Origin of the sequence: Rhodococcus olei (assembly GCF_039540555.1) — a bacterium.
In the GTDB taxonomy this organism is placed as follows: domain Bacteria; phylum Actinomycetota; class Actinomycetes; order Mycobacteriales; family Mycobacteriaceae; genus Rhodococcus_G; species Rhodococcus_G olei.
Genome location: NZ_BAABFB010000070.1, coordinates 21,380 through 39,904 on the forward strand (window position 1 = coordinate 21,380; position 18,525 = coordinate 39,904).

The 18,525-nt window shown below is 69.1% G+C and carries 16 protein-coding genes and 1 pseudogene; 7 read left to right on the plus strand and 10 right to left on the minus strand.

Annotated features, from left to right (window positions below):
* Positions 1-33: 33 nt before the first annotated feature.
* Entirely contained in the window at positions 34-1,008 is a 975-nt protein-coding gene (locus ABD951_RS23565; protein WP_345351141.1) for a DUF1254 domain-containing protein, read from the plus strand.
* Between the two features lie 150 nt (positions 1,009-1,158).
* Here the strand turns inward: ABD951_RS23565 and ABD951_RS23570 are convergent, their stop codons facing one another.
* Together ABD951_RS23570 and ABD951_RS23575 are read right to left on the minus strand one after the other, a co-directional pair.
* Positions 1,159-2,304: an adenine nucleotide alpha hydrolase family protein gene (locus tag ABD951_RS23570; protein ID WP_345351144.1), complete on the minus strand. Its 1,146-nt coding sequence runs from the start codon at positions 2,302-2,304 to the stop codon at positions 1,159-1,161.
* 367 nt (positions 2,305-2,671) lie between these two features.
* Positions 2,672-3,328 carry a TetR/AcrR family transcriptional regulator gene (locus ABD951_RS23575; protein WP_345351147.1) on the minus strand — a complete coding sequence of 219 codons (657 nt, stop codon included), beginning with the start codon at positions 3,326-3,328 and terminating at the stop codon, positions 2,672-2,674.
* A 130-nt stretch (positions 3,329-3,458) separates the two neighbouring features.
* On the opposite strand from ABD951_RS23575, the gene ABD951_RS23580 reads away from it, so the two are divergent.
* From ABD951_RS23580 to ABD951_RS23590, 3 genes are all read left to right on the plus strand, one after another.
* The gene (locus ABD951_RS23580) at positions 3,459-5,927 is read left to right on the plus strand and encodes a beta-glucosidase family protein (RefSeq protein WP_345351149.1); all 2,469 of its coding nucleotides are present in this window, start codon (positions 3,459-3,461) and stop codon (positions 5,925-5,927) included.
* 46 nt (positions 5,928-5,973) lie between these two features.
* Positions 5,974-6,795, plus strand: coding sequence for an alpha/beta fold hydrolase (locus tag ABD951_RS23585; RefSeq protein ID WP_345351151.1), 822 nt, complete (start codon positions 5,974-5,976; stop codon positions 6,793-6,795).
* Between the two features lie 102 nt (positions 6,796-6,897).
* Positions 6,898-7,875, plus strand: a complete 978-nt coding sequence (locus tag ABD951_RS23590) for a pseudouridine synthase (RefSeq protein ID WP_345351154.1) — start codon at positions 6,898-6,900, stop codon at positions 7,873-7,875.
* Between the two features lie 68 nt (positions 7,876-7,943).
* Here the strand turns inward: ABD951_RS23590 and ABD951_RS23595 are convergent, their stop codons facing one another.
* Complete coding sequence (locus tag ABD951_RS23595; RefSeq protein WP_345351282.1) at positions 7,944-8,879, minus strand: glycoside hydrolase family protein; 936 nt, start codon at positions 8,877-8,879, stop codon at positions 7,944-7,946.
* A 182-nt stretch (positions 8,880-9,061) separates the two neighbouring features.
* Here ABD951_RS23595 and ABD951_RS23600 point away from each other — a divergent pair, with 182 nt between their 5' ends.
* Positions 9,062-10,357, plus strand: a complete 1,296-nt coding sequence (locus tag ABD951_RS23600) for an HNH endonuclease (protein ID WP_345351157.1) — start codon at positions 9,062-9,064, stop codon at positions 10,355-10,357.
* 254 nt (positions 10,358-10,611) lie between these two features.
* Here ABD951_RS23600 and ABD951_RS23605 read toward each other — a convergent pair whose 3' ends face one another.
* The 3 genes from ABD951_RS23605 to ABD951_RS23615 are packed head-to-tail and all read right to left on the minus strand — an operon-like array spanning position 10,612 to position 14,071.
* A complete protein-coding gene (locus ABD951_RS23605) occupies positions 10,612-12,201 on the minus strand; it encodes a flavin-containing monooxygenase (protein WP_345351160.1) in 1,590 nt (529 codons plus the stop codon).
* 43 nt (positions 12,202-12,244) lie between these two features.
* The gene (locus tag ABD951_RS23610) at positions 12,245-13,339 is read right to left on the minus strand and encodes an NAD(P)/FAD-dependent oxidoreductase (RefSeq protein ID WP_345351163.1); all 1,095 of its coding nucleotides are present in this window, start codon (positions 13,337-13,339) and stop codon (positions 12,245-12,247) included.
* Positions 13,340-13,366: 27 nt separating this feature from the next.
* The gene (locus ABD951_RS23615) at positions 13,367-14,071 is read right to left on the minus strand and encodes a TetR/AcrR family transcriptional regulator (protein ID WP_345351166.1); all 705 of its coding nucleotides are present in this window, start codon (positions 14,069-14,071) and stop codon (positions 13,367-13,369) included.
* Between the two features lie 28 nt (positions 14,072-14,099).
* Between ABD951_RS23615 and ABD951_RS23620 the strand changes: the two are divergent.
* Positions 14,100-14,391, plus strand: a pseudogene (locus tag ABD951_RS23620) (HNH endonuclease); the annotation flags it as partial.
* Positions 14,392-14,424: 33 nt separating this feature from the next.
* Here ABD951_RS23620 and ABD951_RS23625 read toward each other — a convergent pair.
* From ABD951_RS23625 to ABD951_RS23640, 4 genes are all read right to left on the minus strand, one after another.
* Complete coding sequence (locus tag ABD951_RS23625; RefSeq protein WP_345351169.1) at positions 14,425-14,865, minus strand: DUF6389 family protein; 441 nt, start codon at positions 14,863-14,865, stop codon at positions 14,425-14,427.
* Positions 14,866-15,006: 141 nt separating this feature from the next.
* Entirely contained in the window at positions 15,007-15,387 is a 381-nt protein-coding gene (locus tag ABD951_RS23630; protein ID WP_345351172.1) for a hypothetical protein, read from the minus strand.
* 670 nt (positions 15,388-16,057) lie between these two features.
* A complete protein-coding gene (gene ychF, locus ABD951_RS23635; RefSeq protein WP_345351175.1) occupies positions 16,058-17,137 on the minus strand; it encodes a redox-regulated ATPase YchF in 1,080 nt (359 codons plus the stop codon).
* Between the two features lie 55 nt (positions 17,138-17,192).
* Positions 17,193-17,774, minus strand: coding sequence for a class I SAM-dependent methyltransferase (locus tag ABD951_RS23640; RefSeq protein WP_345351178.1), 582 nt, complete (start codon positions 17,772-17,774; stop codon positions 17,193-17,195).
* A 169-nt stretch (positions 17,775-17,943) separates the two neighbouring features.
* On the opposite strand from ABD951_RS23640, the gene ABD951_RS23645 reads away from it, so the two are divergent.
* On the plus strand, positions 17,944-18,504 hold the full coding sequence (locus tag ABD951_RS23645) for a LysM peptidoglycan-binding domain-containing protein (protein WP_345351181.1): 561 nt from the start codon (positions 17,944-17,946) through the stop codon (positions 18,502-18,504).
* Positions 18,505-18,525 lie beyond the last annotated feature (21 nt).

Genomic DNA, 18,525 nt, shown 5'->3' on the forward strand with positions numbered 1-18,525 from the left:
GGCCGGCCGGGTGGGGCCGTAGCGTCCGGCGGCATGACGACGTTGGTGACCACGGACAACTTCGCGCGGGTCGAGAGTGATCGCATGCTGGCGGCGGTGTTGCGGGACAGCACGCAGGTCAACGCGTGGACTCACAACAGGGTCCCGACCCCGTTGGATCACCAGCCGGTCATTCGACAGAACCGCGACACCCTCTACAGCGGCGCCGTGGTCGACGTGTCGCAGGGTGTGACCATCACACTGCCCGACAGCGGGGACCGCTACCTGACGGCGATGGTGATCGACCAGGACGGATACGTCGACGCCGTGATCCACGAACCCGGTGAGCACCACCTCGCCGCGGATCAGCTCGTCACGCCGCATGTCTTTCTCGCCGTGCGGATTCTGGTCGACCCCAACGATGCGACCGACGTGACCGCCGTGAACACACTCCAGGACGAGCTGGTGGTACGGGCCGGCTCGGCGCGGCCGTTCGTCCTGCCCGACTACGACCCCGAAAGCCTCGCCGCCACCCGCGATTCCCTGCTGAAGCTGGCATCCGGGCTGCCCGACATGCGTCGTGCATTCGGCCGACGCGGCGAGGTGGATCCGGTTCGCCACCTGCTCGGTTGCGCCGCGGCCTGGGGCGGGCTCCCCGATGAGGAAGCGCTGTACCTCAACGTCAACCCGGGCCTCCCCGTCGGTGCCTACGAATTGACTGTCGGTCACGTCCCCGTGGACGGATTCTGGTCGATCTCCGTCTACAACGCCGACGGCTACTTCGACGTGGACGCCGATGGCGCGGTCAACATCAACAGCGTTACCGCCGTACCGGAATCCGACGGCACCACCGTGATCAGGTTCGGCGGCCCCGAAGAGCATCCGAACCGCTTGTCGATCAGCGACGGCTGGAACTACATGATCCGGCTGTATCAGCCACACCAGGAAGTCCTGAACGGATCGTGGACCTTCCCGGCGGTCCGTCCGGTCAACAGTTCGACACTCGATCAAGACGCCACTGCCACCTGATCTCGCCGCTCGGCGTTCGGGCCCGGGTGACGGCGCCGCGCCGCACTTCCACACCCGATCGTCGGAGCCTTTCCACCTGCCGGAGGGGGAATTGCAGGTGATGGCCGGCGACCGGACCTCGTCCCCTGTCTCACCGGAGGAGCTCGCGCGTCAGCCTCGCACTCGATTCCGGGCCGCGTGGCCGGCCTGCTTGGCGATCTCCCACTTCCAGGAAAGCTGACCCCTGAGGTTCTCCAGTGGTCCACGGTTCAGCGCACGGACCAGCGCCGCCTCGAGATCGGGGTCGTCGAGGCCCGCTTCGCGAAGGGCGCTCAGGTTCTCCCGGACGTAGGCGCGATGACTGTCGTTCAGCGCCACCCGCGGCAGCAGCGTGACCGGATCCACCGGAGGGAACGCCACACATCGATCGCCGGCACCCGCGATGCGCATGTTGACCATCGTGCGGACGCACTTCTCGCACCGTCCGCAGTTCTGGCGGTCCTCGCGGTTCCAGAAGCACACCCGCATGTGCTTCATCGCGGCGGCGCTGTCCTTGACCAGCCGCGCCTTGTCGACCCGCGTCGCCTCGAGACCGTCGTAGACGATCTCCACCGCGCTGCTGGACCACAGCGGGTCGAGCTCGGGATGTGTCGGATACGGCTGGAGGCTGCTCACGTGGTCCGAGGCCGGAACGAGAACCTTGTACAGATGACCCGACAGCAGGTGCGCCATGTGGGCCATGGCCACTCCGTGCCCCATGTCCCAACCACCCCAACGCTTCTCGTGCAGGAAGCGGATGTTGGTGCGGATCTCGATCAGGGCCTTGCCCATCTCGGCGGCCGCCTCACGCAACCCCTCGATGACCTTCGCGTAGTACGCCTCGGCGTTCAGGAAGATGTCGAACCCGTACACGTGGATGAGGTGGGTGATCTCGTCCTGGTTCTTGATCGCCGAGTAGAACGAGTCGAGACCACCGCTGAAGAAGCACCCGACCCCTCGACCGTCCGGTCCGGGGACCGGGGCCACGTCCGAGACGACGTCGACCTTGTGGATCGTGTCGGGCCACCAGGAGGCCAGCAGGTCCTGGGCCTTCCCCGCCCCCGCGAGTGCCACCGGGTCGACCGCACCGGCGATGTGCAGCGGCGACCCCTTCGACATCGCCAACGCCAGACCCGACGCGAGCCACGCCGTCGGCGTGTTGGTCAGCGTGACGTTCGCCGAATCCTCGACGGTGTAGCTCCCCGATCCCCACGAGACCTCGGCGACGGCAGAATTCGCCCCACATTCGCGAGGCTCCACACTCAGGACATCACCCACGGCACAACCTTCCGGCTCCGATCGAGTCGCTCGACCTCGTAGATGCGGATATGCCAGTTCGAAAATGCGCATACCCGACGAACAGGATTCTTTCGGGCCGGAGCCTAGCGTCCTGGACTTCCCGTCAAACGATCGACAGCGGCCTTAGCTGCGACATAGCCAGCAGGACACTCGCACCCTCCTGAAGGTGCGTCGTTCGGACGGTGTACCCCCGCCCGGGGAGGTGCGATCCCGCGACGGGGCAGTCGTCGAGCTCGGAGATGCGGCGTGCCCTCGCCTGCCGGAGGGCGAGCGATCCCCGCGGCTCGTCGCGGCCGGGCCGGACGCTCCGGCCGCCCTGCGCTGGTGAGACGGTGCCGGCCAGGGGCTAAGGGACGGGCCTGGCTCGGATCGCGTCCAGCGTCTCGCGCAGATACCCCCCGAACAGCGCCGCCATGTCGACCGCGTCCTCGTCCACCAGCCACTGCTGCTGGAGGCCGTCCATGAGGGCGACCAGCCGGAAGGCGTGCGCCACTGGGTCGACCCCGGGCCGGAACTCGCCGGAGGCGACCCCGGCGCGGATGCCGTCCGCGATGAACGCCCGGATCCGCCGGTAGCGGCTGCGGGCCCAGTCGTGCGCGGGGTGATCGGTCGTGACGGCCTCGGCGCTGAGGACCGTGAAGAGCTGGACGAGTCCGGGGACGCGCTGATTGCGCTCGACCAGATCCGCCAGCGCCGCCAGCGCAGCGACGCCGGTCAGCGGCGTGCCGTCGGCGCCGGTGAAACGGGCGGCGTCCATCTCGTCGCGCAGGTCCAGCGTGGCGGCGAGCAACTCCTCCTTGGTGTGGAAATGGTGCAGCAGGCCCGGCTGGGAGAGCTCGGCACGCTCGGCGATCCGGGCGAGCGAGGCACCGCGGTAGCCGTTCTCGGCGAACTCCTCCATCGCGATGTGCAGGATCCGGGTCCGCCGGGCCCGACCGACGGCGTAGCTGCCACCCCGCCGGGGTCGGATGGTCGCGCTGCTGCCCTCATCTCCGCTGGTCACGCACCCACTGTAGGAGGTAGGCGTACCGTCGGGAGCACAAAACCTACTGATCACTCGGTATTTGCGGCTAGCCTCGACCTCGGTGGCCGAGATGGCCCGGTCAGCGTGACGGCACGAAGGAGTGTTGGTTGTGAACAACCCCGGAGGAATTGCGACCGCGGTGGACGAGGAGGCGCTGGGCGCGCTCCTCGCGGAACTGACGCTGGAGGAGAAGGTCGGCCTGCTCACCGGCGCGGACTTCTGGTCCCTGCACCCGATCGAGAAGATCGGTCTGCGCACGATCCTGCTCTCGGACGGCCCCAACGGCGTCCGGGGCACGACCTGGGACGAGCGCGACACCAGCCTCCTGTTCCCGAACCCCTCGGCGCTGTCCGCCACCTGGGACCCGGAGCAGGTCGAGCGCGCGGGAGCCCTGATGGGCGCCCAGGCACGGGACAAGGGCATTGCTTGGTTCCTCGCCCCGAACATCAACCTGCACCGCTCGCCGCTCGGCGGCCGGCACTTCGAGTGCTACTCCGAGGACCCGGTGCTGACCGCCGCGAGCGTGGCGGGCTTCGTCTCGGGCGTGCAGGGCAACGCCGTGGCCGTGACCGTCAAGCACTACATCGGGAACGAGTCCGAGACGGACCGCATGACATACGACGCGCGGATCCCCGAGAAGACCCTGCGCGAGGTCTACCTGGTGCCCTTCGAGGCCGGGGTCCGCGCGGGCGCCTGGTCGGTCATGGCCTCGTACAACTCGGTCAACGGGGCCAGCCTGACCGACAACCGCCGCCTGCTCACCGACGTCCTCAAGGACGAGCTGGGCTTCGACGGCGCGGTCGTGTCCGACTGGTTCGCCACACGCTCGACGGCCGCGTCCGCGAACGCGGGCCTCGACGTCGCGATGCCGGGGCCGCACAGCCCGTGGAACGAGGCGCTGGTCGCCGCGGTCCGCGCCGGCGAGGTCGCCCCGAGCGTCGTCGACGACAAGGTGCTGCGCGTGCTCCGGCTCGCCGCCCGCACCGGCCACCTGGACGGCTTCCCGGGACCCGCCCCGGCGACCACCCCGGCCGACGCCGGAGAGCAGTTGCGGGACATCGCGGCGCGCGCGATGGTCGTGCTGCGCAACGAGGGCGGCGTGCTGCCGCTGGTTCCGGCGTCGCTGGGCCGCATCGCCGTCCTCGGTCCGAACGCCGCCCTGCTGACCGCGCAGGGTGGCGGCTCCGCGCACGTCAATCCCCCGCACGTCGTCAGCCCGCTGGCCGGGCTACGTGCGGCGTTCGGCGACTCGGTCGAGATCGACCACCAGGAGGGGGTGTCGACGCAGCGCATCCTCCCCGCCATTCCGGCGGACGTCGCCCGCGACCCGGAGACCGGCGAGCCGGGCTTCCGCGTCGACTTCCTCTCCGACGCCGGCGTCGTGCTCGGCACGGAGCTCCGACTCGCGTCCCGCCTGGTGTACATGGGCACCCTCCCGGCGGGCACCGCCGAGGTCCGGGTGCGGACCGACCTCACCGTCAGCGAGGCGGGCACGCACCAGTTCTCGGTGTCGGGAGCCGGGCAGTACTCGCTGGCGATCGGCGCGGACGAGCCCCACGCGATCACCCTCACCAGCGCCGACAACGACCTGATCGAGAACCTGGTCAAGCCGCCGGAGCACCGGGTCTCGGCCGATCTCGGGGTCGGGACGGTCCGGGTCGAGATGCGCTCGGCCACACCGGCTTTCCCGATGGCGATGTTCGGCCTGAACCACCAGGCCCCGCGCCCGGCCGCGGACGACGCGTTCGCCGCCGCCGTCGAGGCCGCGCGGAGCGCCGACGTGGCACTGGTCTTCGTCGGCACCACCGACGAGGTGGAGAGCGAGGGCTTCGACCGCACCGACCTGCTGCTGCCCGGTCGCCAGGACGAGCTGGTGTCGGCGGTCGCCGCGGTGAACCCGAGGACGGTCGTGGTCGTCAACGCCGGTGCGCCGGTGGAGATGCCGTGGCGGGACGAGGTCGCGGCGGTGCTGTGGGCGTGGCTGCCGGGCCAGGAGGGCGGCCACGCCATCGCCGACGCGCTGACCGGCGTCGTCGAGCCCGGCGGCAGGCTGCCCACCACCTTCCCCGTGGTCGGCGCCGACTCGCCGGTGCTGTCGACGCGGCCGGTCGACGGCGTCATCGACTACGCCGAGGGCTCGACGTTCGGGTACCGCGCGTACGAGAAGTCCTCGATCGTCCCGGCCTATCCGTTCGGGCACGGACTCGGCTACGGCACCTGGGCCTACGAGGACATCGCCGCCGCGGAGACCGACTCGGGCGCGGTGACCGTCGACGTGTCGGTCCGCAACACCGGCGTTCGCACGTCACGCGAGGTCGTCCAGCTCTACGTCGGCGGCGAGGGCGAGGACCCGCTGCGGCTCGTCGGTTTCGCCTCGGTGACCGCGGGGGCGGGTGACACCGCGACCGCGCGGATCACCGTGGACCGCCGGACCCTGGCCCGCTGGGACGAGTCGGCGTCGCAGTGGCGGGTGGTCGGCGGTCCGCGGACGCTGGTCGCCGCGCGCTCCGCGACCGACCGCAGGCTGACCACCCAGATCGACGTGAAGGACTCGGCCGCGTGCGCCTGGGACCTCTGAGCACCCCCACCCCTCGACCCACCACCCCGACCAGGAGAACACCGTCATGACCGTCACCCTGTCCCGCGTCCCGATCTCGCGCGGCGAGCTGTCCTGTTTCGACGCGATGCCCGACGGCGAGGTCAAGGGCACCGTCGTCATGGTCCCGGGCTTCACCGGATCCCGGGAGGATTTCCTCCCGATGGCGCCCTTCGTCACCGCGGCCGGCTACCGCCTGATCTCGTATTCGCAGCTCGGCCAGTACGACTCGGACGGCCCCGAGGGGCGGGACGCGGTCGGCGAGTACACGATCGCGAAGTTCGCCCTCGACCTCGCCGAGGTGCTCGACACGCTCGTGCCCGACGAGAAGGTCCACCTCCTCGGCCACAGCTTCGGCGGTCTCGTCACCCGGGCCGCCGTGCTGAACGACCCGGCCCGCTTCCTGGACTACGTGATCCTCGACTCGCCGCCGAGCGGCCGGGACGTGGGCACGTCCGTGGACATGAGCCAGGTCCCGGAGCTGCTGTGGGCGGGCGGCAACGAGGCACTGTGGAAGGCCATGTTCGGCGCCTTCGAGGAGATCTTCCCGGCCCCGGTCAAGGAGTTCCTGCGGGGCCGGATCCTGGCCACCAAGACCGCGAACATCGCCGGCATCGCCCTCACCATGAACGCCGAGCCGGACCGCGTCGAGGAACTGGCCGCGACCGGCCTGCCGATCCTCGTGGTCGCGGGCGAGCACGACATCATCCCGGTGGACGTGCAGGCCGACGCCGCCTCGCGCCTCGGCGTGCAGTTCGAGATCATCGCGGGGGCCGCGCACACGCCGAACGAGGAGAAGCCCGAGGAGCTGACGACGGTGCTCGTCGACTTCTGGAACGGGGCTGCCTGACAGTGTCGTTCGCCTGACACCACGAACGGGCGGTTCCCGGGACACGCACCCTGCGGGTGTCCCGGGAACCGCCCGCTCGTGGGTGGCCTGCACGCCGATGGGATGATGAGCCTCGTGCCGATGCCCTCGCCCCTGCCCGTGAAGAACGGGGTCGGACCGACGCGGCTGCGCGTCCCGACGTCCGGGCCGTGGGCGACGATCGCCGAGTACGTCGTCGCGAGATTCGACCACCTGGACGCCGGCGACCTGCACCGGAGGTTCGACGCCGGCGAGATCGTCGGCGCCGACGGCAGTCCGATCGGTCGCGGCACGGTGTTGGGCGCGCACCAGTTCGTCTGGTACCACCGCGATCTGCCGGCGGAGGACCCGGTGCCGTTTCACGAGGAGATCCTGCACGTCGACGACGACCTCGTCGTGATCGACAAGCCGCACTTCCTCCCGACCACCCCGGGCGGGCGATACCTGCGCGAGTCCGCACTGGTCCGATTGCGGACCCGCCTGGGCAACCCGGACCTGACACCGATCCATCGACTCGACCGCGCGACCGCCGGCCTGGTGATGTTCTCGGCCCGCCCCGCGACGCGCGGCGCATACCAGTCGCTCTTCGAGAAGCGGCAGGTCACGAAGGTGTACGAGGCGGTGTCGGCGCTGCCACCCGGGTGGGACCCGGACGCACCGGCGCTTGCCGGACGCGCCGTTCCCGTCGTCTACCGCAACCACATCGCGGCGCGCCGCGGCGAGTTGCGGGTCGTCGTCGACGGCGTGCGTGAGCCGAACGCCGAGACGGTGGTCGACGTGCGCGCGGCCGGCGTGAGCGCCTCCGGACGTGCTGTGCTGCACACGGTCCTGCGTCCGCGCACCGGACGGATGCACCAGTTGCGGGTGCACCTGGCTGCGCTCGGGGTCGGGATCCTCGGCGACCGGTGGTACCCCGACCTGCTGCCCGAGGCGCCGGACGATCATTCCCTCCCCCTCCAATTGCTCGCGCGGGAGCTGGAATTCACCGATCCGCTGTCGGGGACGCCGCGGCGGTTCGTCACCCGCCGAACCTTGGGCGAAGCGCCCGGGTCGGGGAGCTGAGCGGCGCGCGTTGCGCCCGACCGAGGAAGCAACCTCGGCACTTCGACGTGACCGTCACCGAGTCGGCGTCATGCCGGCAGTCTCATCACACCGAGATGGCGGACCGTCCCGGAGAGGCCCGGAAGCTCTTCCACGGGCGACCAGGTGCGCATCCCATCCGTGCTGTCGGAATAGAGGTACTTTCCTTCGGTGTAGGCGTCCAGGTACATCCGCCAGGCGCCGTTCGGCAGCTGGACCACGGCCGGGCCCTCCACCAGCGAACCCCAGTTTCCGGGCGGGACGAACGAATAGGGTCCCGTCACCGACGGCGCCACCGCGTGCTCGATGACCTTCCTCGTCTCGTTCTTGGTGAACGCGTGATAGGTCGATCCGACCTTGACCACGGTGGTGTCGATGTGGTCCGCGCCGATCCCGTCGAGGGGAACGGGCAGGCTCCACAGCCGGAGCGATGGCTCGAGCGCCGTCATCAGATACGGCACGAATCCGCCACCGGTCGACAGCGACAGGATGACGTTGACGCGGTCGCCGTCCACGAACCACTCCGGCGCCCAGGCCTTGGTGACGAACGGCGACAGCGACGGGCCGTCCTTGAACCCGGCCGACCCCGAGAAACCCGGCGGGCTCGCGGAACCCGTGCCGTCCCCCGTGCCCGGCATGAAGGCGCAGCAGAACGGGACCGGCCAAGACTCCAAGTACGTCCAGTTGAGGCGGTCACTGCTGCGCGCGAAGCCGATGTTCGCACCGTCGGCGGTTGTGTAGGTGACGTAGTACATCCCGTCCGTGTGCCGGAAGATGCTCGGGTCACGCACAAGCCCTGACGGGGGCCGAAACGCCGACCGCTGGACGAGTTGGAATCCGGTGCCGTCCCCCGACTCGTACACATCCATGTCGCGGTCGCTGGTGTTGCTGAACGCCACCATCGTGTATCGCCAGTCTGGCGGCGGTGCCGCGCCACTGCTCCCCGAGGCCGCGACCAGCAGACCCGCGACAGCGAGCATCACCATCGACAGGGCGGAAACGTTGGTTCGCTTCGTCGGCGTCACCGGTGCAGTATCCACGCTCGGCATGCGCGGCACGCACAGCCAGGGCCGCAGGCGCACCCGATCGTTATCCACTGCCGTCGACGCAATCACAACCAGCGCCACGCGCCCGTAACTTGTCAGACCCCCTCGATACTATCGAACACATGAGCGAACAGGGGCGCTTGATCGACACGGTGACCACCACCGATGTCGAACACTGGATACAGTCCCTCGCCGCCACAACCGGCCCCGACCGTCAAGCCGACCGCATCGATCTCCTCCGCGCTCTCGAACGACTCACCGGCGCCGCCGCCGGCCTTCAGGCCCAGATCACCTCCGACTTCGCGGCGCAGCAACGCCGCACGGCCACCGATGCCGGCGTGGCACGCGAACGTCGGAATCGGGGCATCGCCGCACAGATCGCGCTGGCCCGCCGCGAGTCCCCGCACCGCGGCGGCATCCATCTCGGACTGGCCACCGCACTCACGTCGGAACTTCCCCACACCCTCGGTGCACTACGCGGAGGATGGATCACCGAGTGGCGTGCCACCCAGATCGCACGTGAAACCGCTTGCCTCTCAATCGAAGACCGGGCCGAGATCGACCGGAAACTCGCCGCCGATCCCGAACGGCTCGAGAAGATGAGCGACCAGGACACCGTCGCCGCCGCACGCCAGCTGGCATACGAGGCGGACAAGCGGGTCTGGGTTCGACGGAAAGCCAAGGCACACACCGAGCGGCGTGTGTCGATCCGCCCCGCACCGGACACCATGGCCTACGTGACGGCACTGCTCCCGATGGCCGAGGGCGTCGCCTGCCACGCGGCCCTCGCAGCGGCGGCCGCGTCGGCAACCGCCACCGGCGACCAGCGGACCCGCGGTCAGGTCATGGCGGACACCCTCGTCGCCCGCATCGTCGCCGCGTCGACCGACGACACCGCCGCGCCGGCGACACGGGTTCGAGTGCATCTGACGGTGTCCGATCGCACGCTGTTCGGCGGCGGCGACGAGGCTGCACGTGTCCGCGGCTACGGACCGATCCCCGCAGATGTGGCACGGGAACTCGTCCACACTGCGGCGACGGCCGGTCTCGCCGAACTTCGCCGGGTGTACACGCGGCCGGACGCCGCCGCGGTGGTCGCGATGGACCGCGGCACCCGCCTGTTCCCCGCCGCCCTGGCCGAATTGATCCGACTCCGCGACCCCGTCTGCCGCACCCCCTGGTGCGATGCGCCGGTGCGGCACATCGACCACGTCCACCCCGCCGCCGACGGCGGACCGACCACGTTCGAGAACGGCCAGGGACTGTGCGAGGCCTGCAACCACGCCAAACAGGCCCCAGGGTGGCGCGCCGAGACGCTCGACTCCCCGAATGGGAGACATCGAGTCCGGATCACCACCCCCACCGGACACACCCACCACAGCCTCGCTCCCCCGGCACCGACGCCGGCGGTCGCGTGACTGCGAGGGGCCGCCTTCGCAGTCACGCGTCACAGTCACGGCTGCGACATGGCTTGTGCCGTGGCGGTCAACTCGTCGACACGGGTGCGCCGTTCGTCCGGGGTGACCGCTGACCGCGGTGGGCCGATCTGCAACTCCGACCGCGGCGTGCCCGAAGCGTCGAACACCGGGGTGGTCGACAGCGACGGTCCGTCATCGAACGACCATGACCATCGATATCGCGGAAATGCCGTCTCGTCTGGCGCAGACCGGCCTCAGTCATTGCATGCGGTGCCGGGTGAGAGTGTCTGGAACCAGAGGTTCGACGCGCGGGTACGACCGGTATATCGACTGGTGGTTGAACTCGCCGGCTCGGATCGAGTGTATTCGTAGTGGTCGAGGTCGAATGTGCGGCTGGCGCGGCGGAGACCGGGCCCCGAGACGGGGCGAACGAAGGGGGCTTCGCCGCGGCGATCGAAGTAGTAGCTGTTCGAGTCGATGCAGCTGGGCTGCGCGAACGCGGTGTGGCGCGCTTTCGCGCGCATGCTCCGCATGTAGGCGTCGTGTGCCGATTGCCTTACGACGACTTGGGTTGCGCCGCGGCGGCGAGCCTCGTTCAGGCACCGCGCGATGTGGCGGCTCCCCGACTCGATCACGCTGAACCAGGACGGCCCTGCCGCTGACCAGGGCCCGTTCATGAGCCAGAAGTTCGGCAGCAGGGGCGTGGAGATGCCCTCATAGGTCTGGTAGCCGTGCTCGTCCCACCATTGCCCGGCATCGACGCCGGCGGTGCCGCGGACGGGGAAGGGCGGAACCACTCCGAGCTGCATGGTCTTGAACCCCGTTGCCAGCACCAGGACATCGAGCTCACGGTGAGTCTCGGTCACCGTGCCCGCAGCGGTGTCCGCCACGGCGGTGACGATCCCCTCCGTGGTGACCCGAAGGATCCGTTCGGTGACCAGCTCGACGTTCGCGCGGTCGAAGGCCGGCAGGTATGTGTTCGAGAAGGACGGGCGTTTGCAGCCGAGTGCATACGCGGGCGTCAGCTTCGCGCGCACCTCGGGATCCGCCACTTGCTTGCGTAAGTGCCGCAGACACGTCCTCTCCATGCTGCGAACAAACAGTGGTACCCGCATGTGATACGCGATGCCCACGGTCATGACGAACTCGGCCAGCAGAGAGGTGACGGCGCGCAACACGCGTTGGGTGACCGGAGCATGTGCGAACAGTTCCCGCATCCGCGGGGAGATATCGGTGTTCGGTTTCGGAATCACCCAGATCGGTGTCCGCTGGAACACCGTCAGCCGCTCCGCCGCGGGCGCGATTTCCGGTATCAGCTGCAGAGATGATGCGCCTGTCCCGATGACGCCGATTCGTTTACCGGCCAGCGCAACGTGGGGGTCCCAGCGCGCGGTGTGGACGGTGGGACCGTCGAAGGTTCCGAGGCCGGGGATATCCGGGTACTTCGGCTGATCGAGCGGCCCCACTGCCGACACGAGGAACCGGGCCGTCAGGATCCCCCTGCTCGTCTCGACGACCCACCGGTGATTCCGACCGTCGTATCTGGCGGCCTCGACGCGTGTCCGCGGATGCACATGGGGGCTGACGCCGTACTTGTCGGCGCAATGGTTGGCATAGGCGGCGAGCTCGTCGCCGGGGGCGAACAGTCGTGACCAGTACGGGTTCGGTTCGAAGGAATACGAGTAGGTAGTCGAGGGAATGTCGACGGCCACCCCCGGATACCTGTTGTGATGCCACACGCCCCCGACGTCGTCGGCGGCCTCGAGGATCGCGAAGTCGGTGATGCCGGCCTTCCGGAGCTCGATACCGAGTCCGATACCGGAGAACCCCGCGCCCACGATCACTACTTCATGGTCGATCATTCCGGCCGGTTCCATTGCCGCCTGGTCACTTCGAGCCCGGGAGCCACGCGTAGTTGGCGGTGCGCGATCCGTACTTGGCGTAGCGGTTGATCCGTTCCTTGCTCACGGCGCCGACGCGCCCGCTGACAAAGATTCGCCTAGGGGTGTCGTCCCGGCGGCAGGCCTGCACCAGGCCGTTACGTCGCCCGAGGCTCAGCGCTTGCCCGGTGTAGCCCATGGAGAACCGCTTGAGCTTGCGTCCCTTGGCCATCCGGATGAGCGTGCCCGCTGCGTGCGCGCCTTGCGGGGTGGCCGTGGCACAGGCGAAACGTGCACCCGGAACGGCCGCGCAGTCGCCGACGACGAAGATGCGTGAATCCGTCACGCTGCGCAGGTGCTCGTCGACCACGGCACGGCCTTCGGCGTTGACCTCCAGGCCGCTGCTCGCGACGAGATCCGGCACACCCGCGACGATCGCCCACAACGTGAGATCGGAGTGCAACGCCTGCCCCGACCGCAGCACCACGGTGTCGCCGCCGCCCGAGTCCGCCGCGCGCACCTCGCCGACCGCGCCCTCGACGACTTGCACGCTCATCCGCTCGAGGTCGGCGTTCACCCGTCGCTGGGCGCCGGGCGAGAGGGTCGCGCCGATCGTCTCGCCCACGAGCTGCACCTGCAGGTCCGGGCGTGCCTCGGCGACTTCGGTTGCAGTCTCGATCCCGGTCAGCCCGCCGCCGACGACGGTGACGACGGCGCCGCTGGGCAGGTCCGCCAATGCGGCGCGTGCTTGTTGCGCACCTTCCCAGGTGCCGACCGGGACGGCGCCGGGCAGCGGCGTGACCGTGCTGCCGACGGCAACGATCAGGTAGTCGAAGCCGATACCGGTGCCGTCGTCCAGGCTCACGGTGCCGTCACCGATCTTGTCGACCGAGCCCACGTGCACGGCGACGCCCTCACGCAACATCTCGGTCAGCGGTGTTGCCGCGGTACCGCTTCCGGCGATCTGTTGGTGCAGTCGCACCCGTTCGACGAAGTCGGACCGCGGGTTGACGACCGTGATCTCGGCGTCCTCGAGCTTCTTCGCGAGCCGGTTCGCGGCGATCGTTCCCGCATAGCCGGCACCCACCACGACGATCTTCACAATTGGCCCCCTTTGTGTTGAAGCGGATTAAGGATGTGCATCTCCACTGCCCGACCAGGACAGTCGTGCGGCGACGAGTTCTGCGGTGGCACGCAGATACTGTTGTGCGTCGACTTCGGCCGGATGCTCGCCGTCGAAGATGTCGCTGATCATCCAGAAGTGCGCGACGGCACCGATCAGCACTGCGGCCACCGGCCGCCAATCGGTGTCGGCATCGCCCGAGAGTTCAGCCAGCCCGCGAGTGAACACGGGCATCGACACCTCGTACTCCTCGCGGCGAAAGGTCTCGAGGACCTCCTTGTCGATGGTGTTGTCCCGAAACAGGATTCGTGTGACATCGCGATTGTGTTCGAGCCGGGCCAGCCCGATCCCACACAGCAGGGTCAGGCGGTCGGCCATGTTTGCGTCCGGCGCGACGGCGTCGAGCATCCGAACGATCGAGAAGTCGGGCTCGAGGTACTGGGCCCACTCCTCCTTCTGTTCCAGACGGCTCGCGACCGCCGCGACCAACAGGGCGTTCTTCGAGCGGAAATGCCGGTAGAGGGCGCCCGATCCTCCCGTCAGCCCCGCTTCGGACTCGATCTGCGCCACCGACGTCCGCGCGAAGCCCTGCTCCCCGAACAGCCGCAACGCCGTTGCCATGATCCGATCCCTCGTCGACACACGATGAAAGTAACCACTTACTGACATCGCGTCAAGGGGACGCGGCAACTCACCGAAGAGTTGCGGCATTCGCCATGACCCGAACCACTCGCCTGCTCCCGCCTCACTGGCCGAACTGGTTCAGGTCCGCGACCAGGTCTGCCGCACGCCCTGGTGCGATGCACCCGTCCGGCACATCGACCACATCCGCCCCGCCGCCGACGGCGGACCGACCACATTCGAGAACGGTCAGGGGCTGTGCGAAGCGTGCAACTACGCCGAAGAGGCCCCGGGATGGCGTGGCGAGGCCCTCGACTCCGGGCGGCACGCACCGCGTCCGGATCACCACCCCCACCGGACACATCCACCACAGCCTCGCTCCCCCGGCGCCGACACCGGCGGTCGCGTGACGGTGAACGACGCAGGTGGCTTTGTCACGTCGGTCAGTCGCGCACTCCGAGTGGACGAGGGTCGACCGTGCCTTCGGGCGATGTGACCTCCCACCGAAGTCCGGGAGACCCCGTCGGAATGAGCGGGGCGAGCCACTCGGCGACGACCTCGACGATGACCTCCTCGAACTCGTCACGGGTCCATCCGCGCGGGCAAGGCGGTACCGCGGGCGCCCAGCCCCGCTCGCCCCAAGTCACCTCGAAGAGCTGTAGCTCGTCGTCGAGCCGACGGTCGAGCGTGAACGCGTCGGCACCCACGAACCGCGCCCAGACGTCGAACGGGCCTTCGCCGTCCTGGTCGACGAAGACGTCGATCTCGACGGCCTCGGTCCGGTCGGTCGCGGCATCGCCGATCTTCAGGAGCCTGCCGGCCACGCCGGCCGACGCCGCGTCCAGGATTCGTCTCAGTTCCGCGCGGTACTCGGCTGCGTCCATGACGCGAGGGTAGAACGTCCATCCGGCCGCCACGAGGTGGTCGATGAAGGCGCCGACGATGTTCCTCAGAAGTCGATGAACCCCGCGACGACGTCGCGAACGACACCGCCGGCTTCGGGTGTGAGCGGCGGACTCGCGCCTCTATCGCTGCACGAGGAACGCGAGCTTGCGGATCTCGGCGTCCGCGTCGACGGTCCTGTCCCTGGCGGCGATCCGCTCGATCATCTGCTGCAGCGCCACTCGGATCGTCTGCCGCAGGAAGCCACTCAGGTCCGGCGCATCGAGGACATCTGCGCGGTTGACGCGAATCTGCGCGGTCATCCTGCGCTGCGCCACCGACACGCGCGGCGCGTACAGTCCGGTCGGGTCCTCGATCGAGGAGATGACCCCGCCGACATGCAGGAGGATGTCTAGCTCGTACACGAGGTCGACGTCCCGTAACTCCTGCTTGACCGCGGTCGCCGCCCCCACCACATCAGGATCCGGCCCGCCGAACACGGTGCGGAAGACGATCGCACTCAATCCTGGAACCCGCCCTTCGTGCACTCGCCGCCGTCCTGCATGACGTAGCCCATGCCAACCTGCGCACCTCGCCTGCGACCTGTCGGCGTTCATGAAGCAGCCGGGGCGAGTCGGCGAAGGACGACGATATCGGCCTTGATGGGGCGCCAAACGCCGAGTCCGGTGTCAGCGTCCTCGTATCACCCACACACAAGACATCTGTAGCGTACTACGAATCATCAACTGCCACAGATGAACCCGAACCGAATCCGCCTCCGCATTCGTGCCGCCACGCTACGGTGTCCGCGCGGTCGAATCGCCCTCCCGGCAGAGGAATCGGAAGCGTCGCCGGGCGTCACAGAATGGTGCGGGTTCAACCGTGCCTCGTGCCACGAACCGTCGCGTCGCATCCGCCGTCGCTGCCACCGCCCTGGTGGCCGCCGGCCTCGTCACCGGGGCCGGTACCGCCGCCGCAGACAGCACGTCCTTTGCCGGGTCAATGGAGAGTGGGTTCTACTGCGGCAGAGGCATGTCGTACCCTCTACCGCCCATGACCTGCCACATGTTCGGTTATACGTTCCAACTCCCGCAGTGGCTGTCGTAGGACGAGTCGCAGCGGGACCGACGACGAACGGGCGGTTACCGGGACGCGCACTCGGCGTTTTTCCCGGTAACCGCCCGTTCGTGTGTTCTAGACGTTGAAGCGGAACTCCACCACGTCGCCGTCCTGCATGACGTAGTCCTTGCCCTCCATGCGCACCTTGCCTGCGGACTTGGCGGCGTTCATGGAGCCGGCCTCGATGAGGTCGTCGAAGGAGACGATCTCGGCCTTGATGAAGCCGCGCTCGAAGTCGGTGTGGATGACGCCGGCGGCCTGCGGGGCGGTGTCGCCCTTGTGGATCGTCCAGGCGCGGGCTTCCTTGGGACCGGCCGTCAGGTAGGTCTGCAGGCCGAGGGTGTGGAAGCCGGTGCGGGCGAGGGCGTGCAGGCCCGGCTCGGACTGGCCGATCGACTCGAGCATCTCCTGGCGGTCCTCCTCGTCCAGCTCGAGCAGCTCCTGCTCGACCTTCGCGTCGAGGAACACCGAGTCGGCCGGCTCGACGGAGGCGCGCAACTCGGCGACCTTCGCCTCGTCGGTGAGCACCGCCTCGTCGGCGTTGAACACGTACAGGAACGGCTTGGTGGTCAGCAGGTGCAGCTCGCGCAGCAGACCGAAGTCCAGCGTGTCCTTGACGGAGAACAGTGTCTTGCCCTCTTCGAGGACGGCCTGAGCCTTGACGGCCTCCTCGTGCTGGGGCTTGAGCTCCTTGTTCTTCTTGGCTTCCTTCTCGAGACGCGGCAGCGCCTTCTCGAGGGTCTGCATGTCGGCGAGGACCAGCTCGGTCTCGATGATCTCGATGTCCGAGGCCGGGTCGACACGACCGTCGACGTGCACCACGTCGTCGTCGGCGAACACGCGAACCACCTGGCAGATCGCGTCGGCCTCGCGGATGTTGGCGAGGAACTTGTTGCCCAGGCCCGCGCCCTCGGAGGCGCCCTTGACGATGCCGGCGATGTCGACGAACGACACCGTGGCGGGCAGGAGCCGCTCGGACCCGAAGATCCCGGCGAGCTCGGCGAGCCGCGGATCGGGCAGCTCGACCAGGCCGACGTTCGGCTCGATCGTCGCGAACGGGTAGTTCGCGGCGAGCACGTCGTTCTTGGTCAGGGCGTTGAACAGGGTCGACTTGCCGACGTTGGGCAGTCCGACGATTCCGAGGGTAAGGCTCACAATCAGCAGATTCTACGGACTGCGTCCCGCCGCTGGTCACGCCGGTCGCGGTCGCCTACTCCACGGGCTTGCGCGCGACGGTCACCGCCCAGCCCGCGTCGGGCCGCCACGGCCGCAGATCCCACGTCGCGAAGCGGTGTTCGCGCACCAGACCGGCGGCCGCGAGGTCGGCATCGAAGTCGTCCACCGAGTACCGGTAGTCGGTGGCGAACCCGGCCACCAGCACCCCGCCCGGGGCGAGGTGATCGGCGAGCCGGCGGCACACCGCGGCCTCGGTGCCGGGGGCGAGGAAGATCATCACGTTGCCGGCCACGACGACGGCGTCGAACCGCTGCCCCGGCAGGTCCAGCTCGGCGAGGTCCGCGCGGACGACGGTGAGCACGCCGGTCGCACGGGCGGCGTCCAACAGCACCGGATCGAGGTCGACCGCGGTGACGGTGTGACCGCGGCGGGCGAGCTCGGCGCCGACCCGGCCGGTGCCGCACCCGGCGTCCAGGACCGTCGAGCCCCGCTCGAGCAGCACGTCGACCATGCGCGCCTCGCCGTGCGTGTCGGCACCCGACGCGTCCAGCTCGGCGAACCGGCGCACGTATGCGTGTGAGTCGTCCGCGCTGCGCTCGTCCTGCCATCTCGTCACCACCCCACCGTAGTTCTCGCCACTCCGACGCCCCCGGCGTGGCACCCGCCGGGACCCGATCGCGGACCGTAGGGTTCGGCGGGATGCGGGGAGCCCGAGCGGAACCCGCAGGCCGACATGCCGTGACACACCGACGTGTCACGGGGACATCACCTTGAAAGGGGCCACAGTGGCGGACACCTTGCAGGCCGGTTCGACTCTGACGACCGGTCAGTCGCTGACGTCGAGCAACGGCGCGTACACCCTCACGTTGCAGGACGACGGCAACCTCGTGCTCGGCGAGGGCGGCAAGGCGGTGTGGGCCACGATGACCAACGGCAAGTCCGTCACCAAGGCCGCCGTGCAGGACGACGGCAACTTCGTGCTGTACACCGCCGACGACGCTCCCGTGTGGGCCTCGCAGACCTCCGGCAACTCCGGCGTCCGCCTCGTGGTCCAGGACGACCGCAACGTCGTCCTCTACGCCGGTGACAACGCCGTGTGGTCGAGTGGCACCGCGATCGAGGCCGCCCCGGCGCCCGCCGCCGCCCCGGAACCGGCCCCGGCTCCGGAGCCGGTCCCCGCCCCGCCGGCGCCGCGCACCCACACCGTCGCCTCCGGCGAGAGCCTGTGGGTCATCGCCGAGCAGTACTACGGCGACGGCACCCAGTACCAGCGGATCGCCGACGCCAACGGCGTCGCGAACCCGGATCTGATCAACCCCGGCCAGGTCCTGACCATCCCGGCCTGATCTCATCCAGCGAGCGGCCCC

Coding starts and splice junctions, on each gene's coding strand:
- ABD951_RS23565 (WP_345351141.1), top strand. CDS start 34: ATGACGACGTTGGTGACCACGGACAACTTCGCGCGGGTCGAGAGTGAT.
- ABD951_RS23585 (WP_345351151.1), top strand. CDS start 5,974: ATGACCGTCACCCTGTCCCGCGTCCCGATCTCGCGCGGCGAGCTGTCC.
- ABD951_RS23590 (WP_345351154.1), top strand. CDS start 6,898: ATGATGAGCCTCGTGCCGATGCCCTCGCCCCTGCCCGTGAAGAACGGG.
- ABD951_RS23595 (WP_345351282.1), bottom strand. CDS start 8,879: ATGGTGATGCTCGCTGTCGCGGGTCTGCTGGTCGCGGCCTCGGGGAGC.
- ABD951_RS23600 (WP_345351157.1), top strand. CDS start 9,062: ATGAGCGAACAGGGGCGCTTGATCGACACGGTGACCACCACCGATGTC.
- ABD951_RS23615 (WP_345351166.1), bottom strand. CDS start 14,071: ATGCCGCAACTCTTCGGTGAGTTGCCGCGTCCCCTTGACGCGATGTCA.
- ABD951_RS23625 (WP_345351169.1), bottom strand. CDS start 14,865: ATGGACGCAGCCGAGTACCGCGCGGAACTGAGACGAATCCTGGACGCG.